Source organism: Microbacterium sp. DT81.1 (genome assembly GCF_049844955.1).
GTDB lineage: Bacteria > Actinomycetota > Actinomycetes > Actinomycetales > Microbacteriaceae > Microbacterium.
The window spans coordinates 207,265-222,923 of the sequence record NZ_JBNCMA010000005.1; the positions used below are offsets into that span (position 1 = coordinate 207,265).

Consider the following 15,659-nt stretch of genomic DNA (forward strand, 5'->3'; position numbering starts at 1 on the left):
TGTCGGAATAGCGCTTATGTGTGCCACGCTGGATCTGCGGCCACCGGCCGCGCCAGCACCCGCTCTGGCGACAACGACGTCATGAAAGGCTTGACATGTCACAGCAGACAGCCACACGGCACCTCCGGTGGACGCTCCTCGCGATCCCGGTGACGGGCGCCCTCCTCCTCGCCGGCTGCACCGGTGGAGGCGGCGACTCGGGCGATTCAGACGGCGGCTCCGGCGACGGGGGCGCGGCCGGATTCTCGATGATGGTCGCCGCGGCGAATGACGCCGACGACTTCTACGCCCAGACCGCCGCGAAATACACCGAAGAGACCGGCGTCGAGATCGAGGTCATCCCCTACCCGTCCGACGCCTACAACTCGCAGGTCACGACGCAGCTCCAGGCCGGCAATGCCGCAGACGTCATGATCCTCTCACCGGGAACCGGCCAGCCGATCTCTGTCATCACCCTCGCAGAGGCCGACTTCCTCGAGCCGCTCGATGAGACCTCGGCCGGCCTGCTTCCGGCCGGGAGCGAAGGGGAGTTCCAGATCGACGGTGAGACCTACGCCCAGCCCACTGCCATCACGCCGGTCGGCATGGTGTTCAACGTCACCGCCGGCGAAGAGGCGGGCATCGACTACCCGGAGACCTACGACGATCTCCTCGCGGCGTGCACGGAGGCACGCGATGCGGGCAAGACCTTCTCGGTCCTCGCCGGCGGCGTCCCCTTCAACACCGGCCTGTTCTCCATGCTCATCTCCGCGACGCGGGTATACGCGGAGAACCCCGACTGGAACGAGCAGCGTGCCAGCGGAGACGTCACCTTCGCCGACAGTGGCTGGAAGGACGTGCTGGAGGACATCGTCGAGATGAATGACAGCGGCTGCTTCCAGGACGGCGCGGCGGGCGGCACGTTCGACAGCATCACGGCCGGTCTCGGTGGCGGCACATCGCTCACGGCGGCCGTGCCCGGCTCCGCAGCGGCGTCGATCGGCACCGCGACGGGATCCGAGCTCAACGTGCAGGCGTTCCCGCCTGCGGACGGTCAGGATGCGTTCACGGTAACCGGCGCCAACTACGCGTGGGCCATCAACGCCTCTTCGGAAGACGCCGTCAAGTCGTCCGCTCAGGAGTTCCTCGACTGGGTCGCCCAGCCCGAGCAGGCGGCTGCCTTCGCCGAACTGTCGGGAGCGGTTCCGATCACGGGTATCGACGCCGAAACGCTGTCGCCTGCCTACGAGCCGATCGGCGAGCTGCTGGCCTCCGGCGCCTACACCGGCGTCCCCAATGCCGGATGGCCCAACCCGGACGTGTACACCACCCTCGGCACCGGCGTCCAGGGCCTGCTGACCGGTCAGAAGACCGTCGATCAGGTCCTCGAAGAGATGGATGCCGCCTGGGGCGAGTAGTCCCCGACTTCCGGCCGCAGCCCAGGGATCCCGGTTCCTGGGCTGCGGCATTTCGCCCATAGACAGAGCCCAGAGAGAACAGAGACATGACGAGCCCCCGAGTGCAGCAGCTCATCGACGGGATGACCTGGGCCGAGAAGCTGGGGCAGCTCCAGATCGTCTTCCGCCCTCGCCCGGAAGACGCCGCGGCGCTCGTCCGTGCGGGCATCGGCTCGACATTCTGGCCGCGCTCGGCGGCCGCCACCAACGCGCTGCAGCGGGAGGCCGTCGAGCACACCCGGCTCGGCATCCCCCTTCTCATCGGACTCGACGTGATTCACGGCCAGCGCACCATCGCACCAGTGCCGCTCGCGATGGCCGCCGCCTTCGACCCCGAGCTCGTCGAGGGCCTCGCCCGCCTGGCGGCGACCGAGGCCCGCTCCGGAGGGGTGACCTGGACGTTCTCGCCCATGATCGACGTCTCGCGCGATCCGCGTTGGGGTCGTGTCGTCGAGGGCTTCGGCGAAGACGTCCACGTCAACGCCGTTCTCGGAGCCGCGATGGTGCGGGGCTACCAGGGCACCGACCTGGCCGCAGCCGACAGCATCGCCGCCACCGCCAAGCACTTCGTCGCCTACGGCCAGCCGGAGGGCGGCCGAGACTACAACGCGGTCGACGTGTCGACGCACCGCCTGCGAAACGTGTACCTCGAGCCGTTCCGGGCCGCGGTGGACGCCGGGGCCGCCGCCGTGATGGCGTCTTTCAACACCGTCTCCGGCATCCCGATGCACGCGAACCGGCACCTCCTCACCGATGTGCTGAAGTCCGAATGGGGATTCGGCGGCATCGTCGTCGGCGACGCGGACGGAGTTCGCAACCTGCTCCCGCACGGCGTCGCCGAAGACATGGTGCAGGCCGTCCGCATGGCGTACGAGGCGGGGCTGGATGTCGAGATGGGCGGAGCGCCGTCGGATGTCGCCGCCGCCCTGACACCGGACGTGCTGGACGGCGCCCGCATCGACGACGCGGTCGCCAGGGTGCTCGCCCTGAAGGAGTCGCTCGGCCTGTTCGAGAACCCGTACGTCGACGAGGACGCCGAGCTGGTCGCCCCGACGGCGGCCGCGCGCGAACTGGTTCGGGGCGCCGCGGCCCGCGCCGCCGTTCTGCTGAAGAACGACGGCACGCTGCCGCTCTCGGCACCGGCGCGAGTGCTGCTCACCGGTCCGTACGCCGACTCGACGGATCATCTCGGCGCCTGGACGCAATCCTTCGCGGCGCCGTCCGGGTCGATCGCCGGCGAGCTGAGCGCCCGCTGGCCGGCGACCGAGGTGCAGGTGGTGCCCGGAGTCTCATTCCTCGGGGACGGATCGGACGACATCGCCGCGGCCGTCGCGGCGGCGCGAATCGTCGACGCCATCGTGATCTGCGTCGGCGAGCCGTCGGCCCTCTCGGGCGAGGCGGCGTCGCGCAGCGACCTGCGGCTGCCCGGCCGGCAGGCCGACCTGATCCGCGCGATCGCCGGATGCGGCATCCCGTTCGTCGTCGTCCTGGCCAACGGTCGCCCTCTTGTGGTGGCCGATTGGATCGACAAGGCACCGGCGGTGCTGGAGGTGTGGCACGGCGGCACCGAGGCGCCGGCGGCCATCGTCGACGTGCTGACAGGCGAGCGCGATCCCGCCGGGCGGCTTCCGATGTCTTTTCCCCGCTCCGTCGGCCAGGTCCCGGTCTACTACGCACATGAGAACACAGGCCGCCCGGCGACCACCGGCGGCGCTCTCGAGCTCGAGCACGCCGACGTGGGGCTGCACGGTCCCGACAACGTTCAGGACAAATACACCTCGAAGTACCTGGACTCGGAGCTCGGGCCCGAGTTCGACTTCGGGCACGGCTCCGGCTACGCCACCTTCACCCACGGAGAGCCACGGCTGACCGTTGCGGAGCTGGAACTCGAGCGGGTCCATGCGGGCGAGGCCGTGACACTGTCCCTCGATGTGACGAACACGTCAGGCCGTCGCGGCGACGAGGTGATTCAGCTCTTCATAGAGGATCTCGTGGCGAGTGTCGCTGCCCCCGTTCGTCGCCTCGTCGCCTTCGAGCGCCGCACGTTCGAACCCGGCGCGAGGGCGGTCATCGAGTTCTCGGTGGGGCAGGAGCAGTTGGGGTTCTGGGTCACGGACGGCGTCGGCGCCTCCTTCCGCGTCGAGCGGGGTACGTTCCACCTGCACATCGGTGGCGCCCTCAAGCACACGCAGTTCGTCGAGCTGCGGGTGATCTGAGGTCTCCGTCGGCCGGCGGAACCATTCTTCAAGCGAAGGAACGAGATCGAATGCACCCCATTCCCGAAGACGGCACCGTTGCACTCTTCATCGGTGACAGCATCACCGACTACTACCGAAGGACTTCCGAGTACGCACCGCTCGGTAGCGGCTTCGTCCGCCGGATTGCCGAGAGGGCCCGGGATGCCGGGACCGGCATGACCGTGGTCAATCGCGGGATCGCGGGCAACCGCGTGCGGGACCTGCGAAGGCGGTGGACCGAGGACTGCCTGAGCATCGCGCCCTCGGTGCTCACGGTTCTGATCGGCATCAACGACACGGCGCGCCGATACGACGAGGCAGACCCCACGAGCACCGCCGACTTCAAGGCCGATTACGCGAGCATCCTCGACCAAGCACAACGGGCCTCGGCGCTGGACCGGCTCGTGCTCATGGAGCCGTTCCTCGTGCCGTTCACGGCCGACCAGGCGCGTTGGCACGAAGAAGACCTCGACGAGAAGATCGCCGTCGTGCGGGACCTGGCGTCCCGGTTCGACGCCGAGCTGATCCCTCTCGACACCATCCTCGCGCAGGCGGCCGCGTCCCAGGGAGCGCGGACGCTCCTCGCCGACGGGATACACCCGACCGACGCCGGCAACGAGCTGCTCGCGCACACCTGGTGGGAGGCGGCGAAGCACTAGCCGCTTGTGCGCTCAGGGGAGCGGGCGGTAGCGGAAGTTCCTGAAACGAGCCGAGCCGTTCCCCGTCGCGTAGAGCGCAGGGCGAAGGCTCAGCAGGTCGCCAATCGTGTTGGCGTGGTAGCCGGACGTCTCGTAGCGCACGGCGTGACGAATCCACTCACCGTCGGGCAGCCGATACCAGCCGGTCACGATGTGCTGATCATTCCGGATGCGGAGCGCGATGCGATCACTCGAACCCACCGGCTCCCGCCAGTGGGTGCGCATGCCGCCCGAGTAGCTCAGCATCCGCTCGCCGTCGATTCCCATCCCGCAGAAGAGCCGGTTGTTGAAGAACAGCAGCAGACCCGCCTCTACGCCGGCGGACTCGAGAGTCAGCTCCACCTCGACTTCGTAGGAGTGGTCGCCGGTAAGCATGGCCAGGGGCGACGTGTCAGCGGGCGACGTGCCCTTGCCCGCCATCACCATGCCGTCCTCGACCCGGATCCGCCCGCCCTCACCGCGGGATGGCGCGTGGAAGGCCCAGCGCTCGCCGAGCAAGAGCGTCGCGAAGTCGTCCTCGAATCCCGCGGGAGGCCGTTGACCATCCGCTCCGGACGGCGCCTCGATCTCGGCCCCGGGATCCGCGAGCGCTGCCTCCGGCCAGCCGTCCTCGCTCCACCGGATCGGCTCGAGCAGGATCTGACGGCCCAGCGTGCGGTAGCCGTTCTCGTAGCCGTGCGAGACCATCCACCAGTCGGAATCATCGGCCCGAGCCGGCCCCGGCACGAGGGTCGCATGTCCTCGGGACCACCAGCGCTCGGCGGCCTCCGTCGTCCGAGCGATCGGGTTGCGCGGGTGGTTCTTCCACGGCCCATGCACGGAGCGCGACCGCGCCACGATCACCATGTGACCCGTGGGCGGGCCCGCCGTCCCGCCCACGGCGCTCACCAGGTAGATCCAGCCGTCCTTGCGAAAGAGCTTGGGCCCCTCAAGCGCGTACGACTCGGTGACCCACTCGTCCGGGTACCGCCAGCCGTCGTACACGTGCTCCAGTTCGCCGATGGTGGAGAGCCCGTCGTCAGCGAGCGCGATGCGCCGCACCCCGCTGACGAACAGGTACCGCCGGCCATCCTCTCCGACGACGTGTCCGGGGTCGATGGCGCCGCGGATTCCCAGATCGATCGGCTCGGACCACGGTCCGCTCATCGCCGGTGCGTGGATGACGAAGATCGAGGCATCCGTCAGCGTCGACCACGGAGTCGGGATGAAGGGGATGTAGATGTAGAAGTGCCCGTCGTGCTCGGCGATGTCCACCGCGAAGGTGTTGCCGATCGGTTCGGGCAGCGCCGCGCACTCATACGTCCAGTTCACGAGGTCTGTCGAGCGGTAGAGCAGAAGCCCTGGCGCCGCCTCGAACGATGAGTACGTCATCCAGTATTCGTCCCCGACTTTGATGACGGCGGGATCCGGCCGGTCGCCGGCGAGCACAGGGTTGCGGAAGGTCACCTTCGTCACGCGGAGCCTCCGAACCAGTCGGCGATCGCGGCGATCGTGCGCAGCGCATCCTCCGCCCCCGGGTGATCGATGTGTCCGTGGCGGGCGGATGCCTCGGTGTAGAGGGTGGCCTCGGACCCGGCCGCCCGAAGGGTTGCCACGAAGATCTCTCCGGACGGACGTAACTCGTCCAGCTCACAGACGACGACGAGCGTGGGAGGGAAGTCGCGGCCGTGGCCGAGTCCCGCGAAGACGTGGGGATCAGCGAGGGCATCGGTGCTCCCCGCGTAATTCATCGTCAGCTGTCCGTGCGGCGATTCCGCGTCGACCTCCGCGGAAGGGGCTGGTCCGTTGGGATGCAACAACGGGTACACGAGCACCAAGCGGTCCGGCAGCTTGTCGCCGGCGTCCCGCAGGCGCGTCACGGCACCGGCAGTGAGCGCACCGCCCGCGCTCGCGCCCCCCAGCGCGAGCGCGGTCGGCGGCACCCCGAGCAGTTCACCCGCGGCATCCCTGACATGCAGCCAGGCGGCCAGCACGTCGTCGGAGGGCGTCGGGTAGTGCACGCCCCCGAGGCATTTCGTGTAGTCCACGGCGGCGACCGGGATGCCGCGGCTGGCGAGCTCCCGCGCGAACCAGTTCGACTCCGGCATGTCGAGGTGGCCGCCGATGAACGCGCCGCCGTGCACCCAGACAAGGGCGCGGCCGGTCGGACTGGCCGACGGATCCCGGTAAAGCCGGATCGGCACCGGCCCGTTCGGACCCGTGATCGACTCGTCCGTGGTCTCCACGGATGCGAGGTGGGGAAAACGCCGCACGAGCGAAGCCGTGTCGATGTCCGTGCGCGGGTCATCGGGCTCGCCGTGCTCGGCCAGCCAGACCAGCGCGTCCGGAACGGGAAGCCGCCGGAAGTCCGGTAGACCCGCGTCGACGGGAGTGATCGGGTCGCTGTGCGTCATGTCGTCTCGGGGCCCTCGAGCTACGCCGGCTGCCGGACCGCGCGCATGCTGCTGCGGATCAGGTCGTGCTGCTTGCGGACGAGCAGCAGCGGGTCGACCTCGCCCGTCTCGGCGAACGCGTGACCTTCCCACTCGCTCGACCAATAGCCGCGGTAGCCGCCGTCGACGAACACCCGGACGAGCTCGGGATAGTCGATGGCCGGCTCCTGGCCGTTCTCGTCGATGTCGTAGAACTTCGCGTGCACGTGGAGGATCTGGGGCATGATGTCGCCCCACTCGCGGGGATCGACGTGCCCTTGCATGTTGAAGGCCAGGTGGGCGAAGGAGCCGAGGCGACCCGGGTCGAAGTCGCGGGACTGCAGGTAGCCGATGAACTCCTGCTGGCGCTCGCGCATGGACGCATCGGTCGCCCAGATCTCCTGCATCCGCTCGACGGACGCGTCGTCCAGACCGGCCTTGCGCACCGCACGCAGGAGGGTCGGCGACATCGCATGCATCGTCGATGAGAAGTCGGCGACGAAGCCGAGGAGCGGCGAGTCGAGCTGGTCGTAGACCTCGCGCACCTTCAGGATCTCGGGGGAGTTCGGCCCCATCGGCGCGTGGATCTCGTACGCGAGCTTGAGGTCCAGCTCTTCGGCGACCGGCAGCAGCCGCCGCAGCAGCTCGGGCTTGGCGCTCTGGATGCGCACGAGCGGGAACCTGAGCTTCTTGGCTCCTCGGAAGAGCACCTCGCTGAACTCGAACTCCTCGTCGGGCGTCATGTCGCGGTCCCGCCGGCGCCCCATGTCGAGGTTGGCGCCGAAGGAGCTCTCGTCGAACCCGTGCCGGTCGAAAGCCGCACGCCACGTGCGTACGAATTCGTCGGTGACCTGGGGGTAAGTGCGCAGAACCTGGGAGGCGACGATCTCGATACCCGGGCCGATGCCGAGTTCGGCGACTCGGTCGAGGAGCCCGTCGAAGTCGTACCAGCCGGCGCGGAACTCCCCGCTGGCGGAGTACAGCGTCAGCCCGAGCTTGAAGGGGTCGTCCTCCGTGGCGGCGGGTGGCGGCGGCACGTCGGAGACGAGCGCCGGGGCCGGGGCGTCCCGATCCGTCGCCGTCAGCGTCAGCGACTGGCGGACGATGTTCGGCACGTACATCCCGGGACCGCCGTCCTGCCCCGGGGCAATCTGCATGTACGGCAGGCGCAGCTCGCCGAAGATCTCGACCTCATGCGTCTCCCCGAGCGCGATCGGGGCATCGCGCCGCACGATCAGCAGCGGGTGCTCCTGCAGGTACCACAGCACGTCGCTCTGCTCCGGAAGCTGCTCGAGGGTATAGCGCGTGCCGGCCAGCTCGAACGTCACGTCGGCGGGATCGACGGGCGCACCGTCGATCGTGACGCTGAGCGTGCCGACGGAGGAGAGCCAGAGGCTGCGGTACCACGGCAGGGTCAGCGAGAGAGCCAGCCCGTCCGGGTGGGTGCGAAGGCTGTCGTCGGAGAGGAGTCCGTTGGGCATGTCGTGTCCTGTTCGGGTGAAGGGGATTAGAGCTGAGAGGCGACGCGGCGCATCAGCGAATGCTGGCGCCGGATCTGCTCGAGCGAGCGCCACGGCGTGCGGTCGCCCTCGTACTCGCTGGAGAGGTACCCGCTGTATCCGGCGTCGCGGAGGCCCCGCAGCACCGGCTCCCAGGGGATCTGCTGATCCTCGAGGGTGTCGTCGATGTCGTGGAACTTCGCCTGCACGAAGGCGATGTACTTGCCGATGTCGACCAGGTCGGCGGGGTCGACTCCGATGCCGTCGAGGAACGCCGGCCGGGTCTCGCGGGTCTCACCCGGTCGCAGCGGGATCGGGCGGTCCTGGAAGATGCCGGTGTCGATGAGCAGCCCGAAATGCTTCGTGCCGGTGCGCTCGATCAGCGCGATGTAGTCGTCGACGACCGGATGCTTGATGGGCGTCGGCGAGTGGATCTCCGGGCAGATCACGACGTCGAGCTCGGCGGCGAGGTCGAGGCTCCGCTCGACGGACTCGGTCCAGATCGGGTCGGGGATGAGATCGCTCGACACCACACCGATCTTGGGCCGCACGAAGCGGAATCCGAGGCGCTTCGCCAGGCGCAGGTCTCGCTGCAGCGTCGCCGCGCCCTCCTCGGCCGACATGCTCCGGCCCGGGTGCAGCCGGGTGTCGATCCACGAGCCGTAGTTCGTCGGCTCGAGCGAGTACTTCTCGAGCAGCCCGAACCAGGCGTCGATCCACGCGGTCGACGGCTCGGGGTAGTTCGCGACGTGGCCCTCGCCGAGGATCTCGACACCGGTGGCGCCGACATCCGCCACCGCCGCAAGCGCCGTCTCGAGATCCAGCACCGTTCCGTAGTCGTGCATGAAGCTGTAGAGCGAGACGCCGTACTTGAAGGGTCCGCCGTCGAGGTCGGAGGTCAGCGTGATGCGCTTGGTGGCGCGGAAGACGCTGGGCTGGTGCTCGAGAGGGATGTACGACATCCGCAGGCGGAGTTCGACCGAGACCTCGTGGATGCCTTCCGGCAGCCCGCCGGGGAAGGGAACCGTGACGACGCCCGGCTCTTCGAGCTGCCAGCGAACGCCTTCGCTCTCCCAGAGCTCCCGCAGCGTGTAGGTGCGACCTCCGAAGGTCCAGAGCGGAACCTCGGGGCCGACATCGACCAGATCGCCTACTCTGACGGCGATGCCGTCGATCAGGGATGCCGCCATGCCGCGGTACGACTGCATGCGCACGTGGAACTGGAATCCGACGATGGCATCCCCGTCCCGCACGTTTCGGAAGCCCGTGGACTGGATGAGGTCTCGCTCGAGAAGCATCGATGCTCGCTCTCTGGTGGGAGGGATTTCCGGCCGGCGGTCCCCTGTGCGCGCCGCTGAGCCGTCTTCACCGTATCAGCGTTATGTCGCATACACGCGTAAGAATGATGGATGCGCGCATAACGAGAACGCGGGTTGATCATCGTCCCGACCGATGAGGCCCTGGATTCCATAGATGCGGCGGATACACTGAGCACGAGAAATCCCGACTCTAAGGAACACATCGCCGTGTCCGATCAACCGCTGCTCTCCCGGCTCGATCTGAATCTGCTCGTTGCGCTCGACGCCCTGCTCACCGAGCGCAGCGTGACGCGCGCCGCGGAGCGGCTGCACCTGAGCCAGCCGGCCCTCAGCGCCTCGCTCGCGCGCCTGCGGACCCACTTCAATGACCCGATCCTCGCCCGGCGGGGCAACACCTACGAGCTCACACCTTTGGCGATCCGCCTCACCGAGCACACCACGACGGCGCTCGAGGCGGCACGGCGCGTCTTCGAGAGTCAGGCCAGCTGGAGCCCCCGGGATTCCACACGCGAGTTCTCGGTCTACGGCTCGGACTACGGATTCGCCACGATCGGCACGGCGGTCTCGAAGCTCGCGGCCGAGCGGGCGCCGGGCGTGCGATTCCGCTTCATGCTGCACAACCCGGCCATCGTCGAGGAGGTCTCGACCAGGCTGCGCTCGGTCGACGGCATGGTCATCCCGCACGGGTACCTCACCGACCTCCCTTACGCCGACCTCTGGCGGGACGACTGGGTGATCCTCGCCTCCGAGTCGAACGAGGCCATCGGCGACGAACTCACGATGGAGCACCTCGGGCGGCTGCCGTGGGTCTTCACGTATCAGACGCGGACCGCGTTCACGTCCGCCGCTCGACAGCTCCAGCAGCTCGGGATCGAGCCGCACGTCGAGGCCGTCGTCGAGAGCTTCCTCTCGCTGCCGCACTTCATCACCGGAACCAATCGGCTGGGGCTGCTGCAGGCCGGCCTCGCTCCCCTTGCGCAGAAGGTCGGCGGCATCCGCGTGCTGCCCGCGCCGTTCGACGCCACACCCGTGGTCAACGCGCTCTGGTGGCATCCCGTGCACAACCGCGACCCCGAGCACGCGTGGATGCGGGCGATCTTCCAGGAGGCGGCCGCTCTCGTGGCCGCCGGCCTTCACGAAGTCGCCCCGACCCACGACGCCCTCGCATCCCCCCACGCCCCCGCACCTGTGGGCTGAAAGGACCCGAAGCGCGGGAATCCCTCCAGGGGTTGCCGCACTTTGCGTCCTTTCGCGTGCCTGTGGAACGGTCAGGCGGGGACGTGGAAGCCTGGGTGGGCTCGCGTCCCACGGGTGGGTGGGTGCGCTCAGACGAGCCGGAGCTCCGCGTCGATCGCCTGCGCCGTGCGGAGGAGCAGCGGGAGGTAGGCCTCGAGCAGGTGCTCGACCGAGTCGCGGGTCGAGCTCGTCGACACGTTGATCGCCGCGACGACCGCGCCGTCGCGGGCATGCAGCGGGGCGGCGATGGAGCGCAGGCCCGGCTCGAGTTCCCCGTCGACGAGCGCCCAGCCCTGGTCGCTCACGCGGGCCAGCTCGGCGCGGAGCGCGGCCGGCTCGGTGACGGTGCGCTCGGTGAGAGCGGGCAGAGTGGATGCCGCGGCATCCACTTCGCCCGACGCGAGGCTGGCGAGAAGCACGCGCCCCATGCTGGTCGCATAGGCGGGGAACCGCGTGCCGATCGTGATGCGCACGCTCATGATGCGCCGCGTCGGCACGCGGGCGACGTAGACGATGTCGGGCCCGTCGAGCACCGCCGCAGAGACGCTCTCGCCGACCTCGCGGGAGAGGGCTTCGAGGTGCGGCTGCACGATCCCCGGGAGCGACAGGGCCGAGAGGTAGCTGAAGCCGAGTTCGAGCACCCGGGGGGTCAGGGCGAAGGCGCGCGCGTCCGACCTCACGTAGCCGAGGGTTTCGAGGGTGAGCAGGAATCGACGAGCCGCGGCACGGGTGAGGCCCGTGCGCCGGGCGACGTCGCTGAGGGTGAGCTCCGGATGCTCCGCATCGAACGCCCGGATGACCGCCAGCCCCCGGGCGAGCGACTGCACGAACTCCTCGCCGGCCGCAGGTGCGGGCGCTTCGTCTCGCTGGCGCTCGCTCAGCGACCGCGGGTCGGCGTCGGGCGCCTCGTCTCGCTGGCGCTCGCTCAGCGACCGCGGGTCGGCGTCGGTCATCCGTTCATCCTCCCCTGCCCGGCCGTCAGTCACCGGCTCACCCTACCCACCCGGTCGCCGAGCTTGTCGAGGCGTCGACCCCTCGACCCCTCGACAGGCTCGGGGACCGGGGCATGCCGGTCGCCGAGCCCGGGCTCGATGCACAACGCAGGAGATCACGCGATCCACAGGACAATCCGCCTCCGACGGCCCTGCGGATAGTCCGAAGTCCTGCATTGTGTACGGCGGGTGGCGGCCGTCTCACCGCTCGAGCACGACGGCGAGGCCCTGGCCCACGCCGATGCAGATCGCGGCGACTGCGACCCCGCCGCCGCGACGCTTGAGCTCGTGCGCCGCGTGGCCGATGATGCGGCCGCCCGAGGCCCCGAGCGGGTGCCCCATGGCGATCGCGCCGCCGTGGATGTTCAGCTTGTCCGGGTCGAGCTCGGTCCACAGCTGCAGGCACGCCAGGCTCTGCGATGCGAACGCCTCGTTGAGCTCGACGAAGTCCACCTGGGCCCACGTGCGACCGGCGCGCGCCAGCGCGCGGTTGGCCGCCTCGACCGGAGCGACTCCGAACACATCCGGATCGTTGCCGAAGACCCCGCGGCCCGTGATCCGCGCCAGCGGCTCGGCATCCATCGCCCCTTCTGCACCCAGCAGCACCGCGGACGTGCCGTCGTTGATAGGCGACGAGTTGCCCGCTGTCACGGTGCCGTCGGCGGCGAAGGCCGGCTTCAGGCCGGCGAGCGTCTCGACCGTCGAATCGTCGCGGATGCCCTCATCGCGCGCCAGCTCATGCCCTTCGACCTGCACGATCTCGCCGTCGTAGACGCCGGCGGCCCACGCCTCGGCGGCGCGGCGATGGCTCGCGGCGGCGAACGCGTCTTGGGCCTCGCGCGTGATCCCGTAGACCGAGGCCAGCTTCTCGGCGCTCTCGCCGTTGCTGATCGTCCAGTCCTTGCGGAGCTTCGGGTTGACCATCCGCCACCCGATCGAGGTGTTCCAGATCGTCTGATTGCCAGCGGGGAACGGCTTGGCGGCCTTCTCGAGCACGTACGGGGCGCGGCTCATCGACTCGACGCCGCCGGTGAGGATGATGTCGGCGTCGCCGGTCTCGATCGCGCGGCTGCCCTGGATGACGGCATCCATCGACGATCCGCAGAGGCGGTTGATCGTCGTACCGGGCACCGTCGAGGGGAAGCCGGCGAGCAGGGCGCCGAAGCGTCCGACGTTGCGGTTGTCCTCGCCGGCCTGGTTGGCGTCGCCCCACAGCACGTCGTCGATGCGGGCGGGATCCAGCCCCGTGCGCTCCACGATCGAGCGCATCACGACGGCCGAGAGGTCGTCGGGGCGCACGTCGGCGAGGCCCTTGCCGTACCGTCCGAACGGGGTGCGCACGGCGTCATAGATATAGCTCGCGGTCATCTCAGTCTCCTTCGAGTGCGAGTCCGGTGAGCTCCGAGAGCTCCGAAACGGTGTTGTCGCCGAACAGCTGACGCACGCGGAAGCCGTCCGCGGTGACATCGAAGATGGCGTAGTCGGTGTAGACGCGGGTGACGCAGCCGACGCCGGTGAGCGGATAGGTGCACTCGGCGACGAGCTTGGAGCCGCCCTGCTTGGTGAGCAGATCGGTCATGACGAAGATCTGCTTCGCGCCGATCGCCAGATCCATCGCACCACCGACGGCGGGGATCGAGCCCGGCTCACCCGTCGACCAGTTGGCGAGGTCGCCGCCCTCGCTCACCTGGAATGCGCCCAGCACGCACACGTCGAGGTGGCCTCCGCGCATCATGCCGAACGAGTCGCCGTGGTGGAAGTAGGCGGCACCCGGCAGCTCGGTGACGGGCTGCTTGCCGGCGTTGATGAGGTCGGGGTCGACCTTGGTCGGAGCGGGCGCCTCGCCCATGCCGAGCATCCCATTCTCCGTATGCAGGATGATCTCCAGGTCGCGCGGGAGGAAGTTCGCAACCAGAGTCGGCGCTCCGATGCCGAGGTTCACGTACGAACCCTCCGGGATGTCGGCGGCGATGCGCCGCGCGAGCTCGTCGCGGCTGATGCGTGTCGTCATCGGGTCACCTCCCCGGTGGTCGAGGGCGAGGGGGCACCAGAGAGTGGCTCGCCGGCGACATCCACGCCACCGAGGAAGACGCCGTCGCGCAGCCAGGCCCGCTCACCGACGGCGACGACGCGGTCGACGAAGATGCCGGGCGTCACGACGACCTCGGGGTCCAGCCCGCCGAGCGGCACGATCTCGTCGACCTGCACGATGGTCTGGGCGGCCGCGGTGGCCATGATGGGGCCGAAGTTGCGCGCGGTGCGCCGGTAGATGAGGTTGCCCCATCGATCCGCCTTCAGCGCGGAGATCAGGGCGAAGTCGGCTCGGATCGGATGCTCGAGCACGTAGTCGCGGCCCTCGATCGTGCGGGACTCCTTGCCTTCGGCGAGCTGCGTGCCGACCCCGGTGGGTGAGAAGAACGCGCCGATGCCGGCACCCGCGGCCCGGATGCGCTCGGCCAGGTTGCCCTGCGGCACGAGCTCCAGCTCGATCTCCCCCGCGCGGTAGAGCCCGTCGAAGACCCAGGAGTCGCTCTGCCGGGGGAAGGAGCACACGATCTTGCGCACACGCTTCGCCGCGAGGAGGGCGGCGAGGCCGGTGTCGCCGTTGCCCGCGTTGTTGTTCACGATCGTGAGCTCGGATGCGCCCGAGGCGATGAGGGCGTCGATCAACTCGACCGGCTGCCCGGCGCGGCCGAACCCGCCGATCATCACCGTCGCGCCGTCGGGGATGCCGGCGACGGCGGCGTCGACATCCGGAACCGTCTTGTCGATCATGAGGCCTCGCTGTTCGCTGTGCGTACACGTGTTCGCTACGCAACGATACCAGTGATCGGATGCCGCCGCCATCGGTGCCCTCGTCGGGCGTCCGCACCTTCGGCTCGACCGTCACTCCCGTGAGCGGCGGCGCATCTCGAGCATCTGGTCGCGCATCGCCCACGCGTCCGCGACCGGTCCGAGATGCTCGAGCTTGTCCGGGTTCACGACCGTGCGGATTGTCTGGATGCGTCCATCGAGTACATCGAGCACCATGATCGCGACCACCCTGCCCTCGCGGTCGTGGAAGATCGCTCCCGGCTGGCCGTTGATGTCGTGGAGTTCCGGGACCAGCCCGACGCCGCCGAAGAGCGGCGCGAATGCGCCGACCAGTCTCGAGACGTTGTCGGCCCCCACGACGGGGTGAACGAAGGCGGGGCCCTTGCCGCCGCCATCGGCGATGGCCTGGACGTCCGCCGCCAGCAGCTCCTTGAGCCCGTCCACATCGCCCTCGCGGAACGCATCGAAGAATCTCGCCGCCAGCTCCTCCCGTTCCCGGTGCTCGGCAGCGAACCGGGGCCGGCCCTCCTCCATGTGCCGGCGGGCGCGCACCGCCAGCTGACGGCAGGCCGCCTCGGATCGGTCCACGGCCGCCGCGATCTCGGTGAACTCGAACCCGAACACGTCGCGCAGCACGAACACGGCCCGTTCGAGCGGGCTCAGCCTCTCGAGCAGCAGCAGCGCGGCCATCGACACCGAGTCGGCCAGCTCGGCGGCCCGCTCGGGATCTTCATAGGGATCCGCGACGAGCGGCTCGGGGAACCATGGCCCGACGTAGGTCTCCCGCCGGGCGCGCGCAGAGCGCAGGACGTCGATGGAGGTGCGGGTCACCACAGCCGCGAGGAAGGACTTCACCGATGCGGGCTCGGTCGCGGATGCCGCGTACCTGACCCAGGTGTCCTGCACCGCATCCTCGGCCTCGGAGACGCTGCCGAGAATCCTGTAGGCGATCGAGAAGAGAAGCGGACGAAGCTCTTCGAACTCGGCGACACGCGTCATTTCGCCCTCTCCCTCCTG

Annotated in this window: 13 protein-coding genes; 4 read left to right on the forward strand and 9 right to left on the reverse strand. The window is 69.2% G+C overall.

Annotated features, from left to right (window positions below; all coding sequences use genetic code 11):
- Positions 1–95: 95 nt before the first annotated feature.
- The 3 genes from ACLQ2Q_RS14835 to ACLQ2Q_RS14845 all read left to right on the forward strand — a co-directional run bounded on the left by ACLQ2Q_RS14835 (position 96) and on the right by ACLQ2Q_RS14845 (position 4,332).
- On the forward strand, positions 96–1,397 hold the full coding sequence (locus ACLQ2Q_RS14835) for an ABC transporter substrate-binding protein (protein ID WP_425821242.1): 1,302 nt from the start codon (positions 96–98) through the stop codon (positions 1,395–1,397).
- Between the two features lie 86 nt (positions 1,398–1,483).
- On the forward strand, positions 1,484–3,652 hold the full coding sequence (locus tag ACLQ2Q_RS14840; protein WP_425821243.1) for a glycoside hydrolase family 3 N-terminal domain-containing protein: 2,169 nt from the start codon (positions 1,484–1,486) through the stop codon (positions 3,650–3,652).
- Positions 3,653–3,702: 50 nt separating this feature from the next.
- A complete protein-coding gene (locus ACLQ2Q_RS14845) occupies positions 3,703–4,332 on the forward strand; it encodes an SGNH/GDSL hydrolase family protein (RefSeq protein ID WP_425821244.1) in 630 nt (209 codons plus the stop codon).
- 12 nt (positions 4,333–4,344) lie between these two features.
- Here ACLQ2Q_RS14845 and ACLQ2Q_RS14850 read toward each other — a convergent pair whose 3' ends face one another.
- The 4 genes from ACLQ2Q_RS14850 to ACLQ2Q_RS14865 are packed head-to-tail and all read right to left on the reverse strand — an operon-like array spanning position 4,345 to position 9,579.
- Positions 4,345–5,826, reverse strand: coding sequence for a family 43 glycosylhydrolase (locus ACLQ2Q_RS14850; protein ID WP_425821245.1), 1,482 nt, complete (start codon positions 5,824–5,826; stop codon positions 4,345–4,347).
- Positions 5,823–6,764 carry an alpha/beta hydrolase gene (locus tag ACLQ2Q_RS14855; RefSeq protein ID WP_425821246.1) on the reverse strand — a complete coding sequence of 314 codons (942 nt, stop codon included), beginning with the start codon at positions 6,762–6,764 and terminating at the stop codon, positions 5,823–5,825. The genes ACLQ2Q_RS14850 and ACLQ2Q_RS14855 overlap by 4 nt, the downstream gene beginning before the upstream one ends.
- A gap of 20 nt (positions 6,765–6,784) precedes the next feature.
- Positions 6,785–8,263, reverse strand: a complete 1,479-nt coding sequence (locus tag ACLQ2Q_RS14860) for a C-glycoside deglycosidase beta subunit domain-containing protein (protein ID WP_425821247.1) — start codon at positions 8,261–8,263, stop codon at positions 6,785–6,787.
- A gap of 26 nt (positions 8,264–8,289) precedes the next feature.
- A complete protein-coding gene (locus tag ACLQ2Q_RS14865; protein ID WP_425821248.1) occupies positions 8,290–9,579 on the reverse strand; it encodes a C-glycoside deglycosidase beta subunit domain-containing protein in 1,290 nt (429 codons plus the stop codon).
- A 228-nt stretch (positions 9,580–9,807) separates the two neighbouring features.
- Between ACLQ2Q_RS14865 and ACLQ2Q_RS14870 the strand changes: the two genes are divergently transcribed.
- Entirely contained in the window at positions 9,808–10,797 is a 990-nt protein-coding gene (locus ACLQ2Q_RS14870; RefSeq protein ID WP_425821249.1) for a LysR family transcriptional regulator, read from the forward strand.
- Between the two features lie 128 nt (positions 10,798–10,925).
- Here ACLQ2Q_RS14870 and ACLQ2Q_RS14875 read toward each other — a convergent pair whose 3' ends face one another.
- The 5 genes from ACLQ2Q_RS14875 to ACLQ2Q_RS14895 all read right to left on the reverse strand — a co-directional run bounded on the left by ACLQ2Q_RS14875 (position 10,926) and on the right by ACLQ2Q_RS14895 (position 15,641).
- Positions 10,926–11,789: an IclR family transcriptional regulator domain-containing protein gene (locus ACLQ2Q_RS14875; RefSeq protein WP_425821250.1), complete on the reverse strand. Its 864-nt coding sequence runs from the start codon at positions 11,787–11,789 to the stop codon at positions 10,926–10,928.
- Between the two features lie 240 nt (positions 11,790–12,029).
- Positions 12,030–13,196, reverse strand: a complete 1,167-nt coding sequence (locus tag ACLQ2Q_RS14880) for a thiolase family protein (RefSeq protein ID WP_425821251.1) — start codon at positions 13,194–13,196, stop codon at positions 12,030–12,032.
- Position 13,197: 1 nt separating this feature from the next.
- On the reverse strand, positions 13,198–13,839 hold the full coding sequence (locus ACLQ2Q_RS14885) for a 3-oxoacid CoA-transferase subunit B (protein ID WP_425821252.1): 642 nt from the start codon (positions 13,837–13,839) through the stop codon (positions 13,198–13,200).
- Complete coding sequence (locus ACLQ2Q_RS14890) at positions 13,836–14,603, reverse strand: 3-oxoacid CoA-transferase subunit A (RefSeq protein WP_425821253.1); 768 nt, start codon at positions 14,601–14,603, stop codon at positions 13,836–13,838. The genes ACLQ2Q_RS14885 and ACLQ2Q_RS14890 overlap by 4 nt, the downstream gene beginning before the upstream one ends.
- A 111-nt stretch (positions 14,604–14,714) precedes the next feature.
- A complete protein-coding gene (locus ACLQ2Q_RS14895; RefSeq protein WP_425821254.1) occupies positions 14,715–15,641 on the reverse strand; it encodes an RNA polymerase sigma-70 factor in 927 nt (308 codons plus the stop codon).
- Between the last annotated feature and the right edge of the window lie 18 nt (positions 15,642–15,659).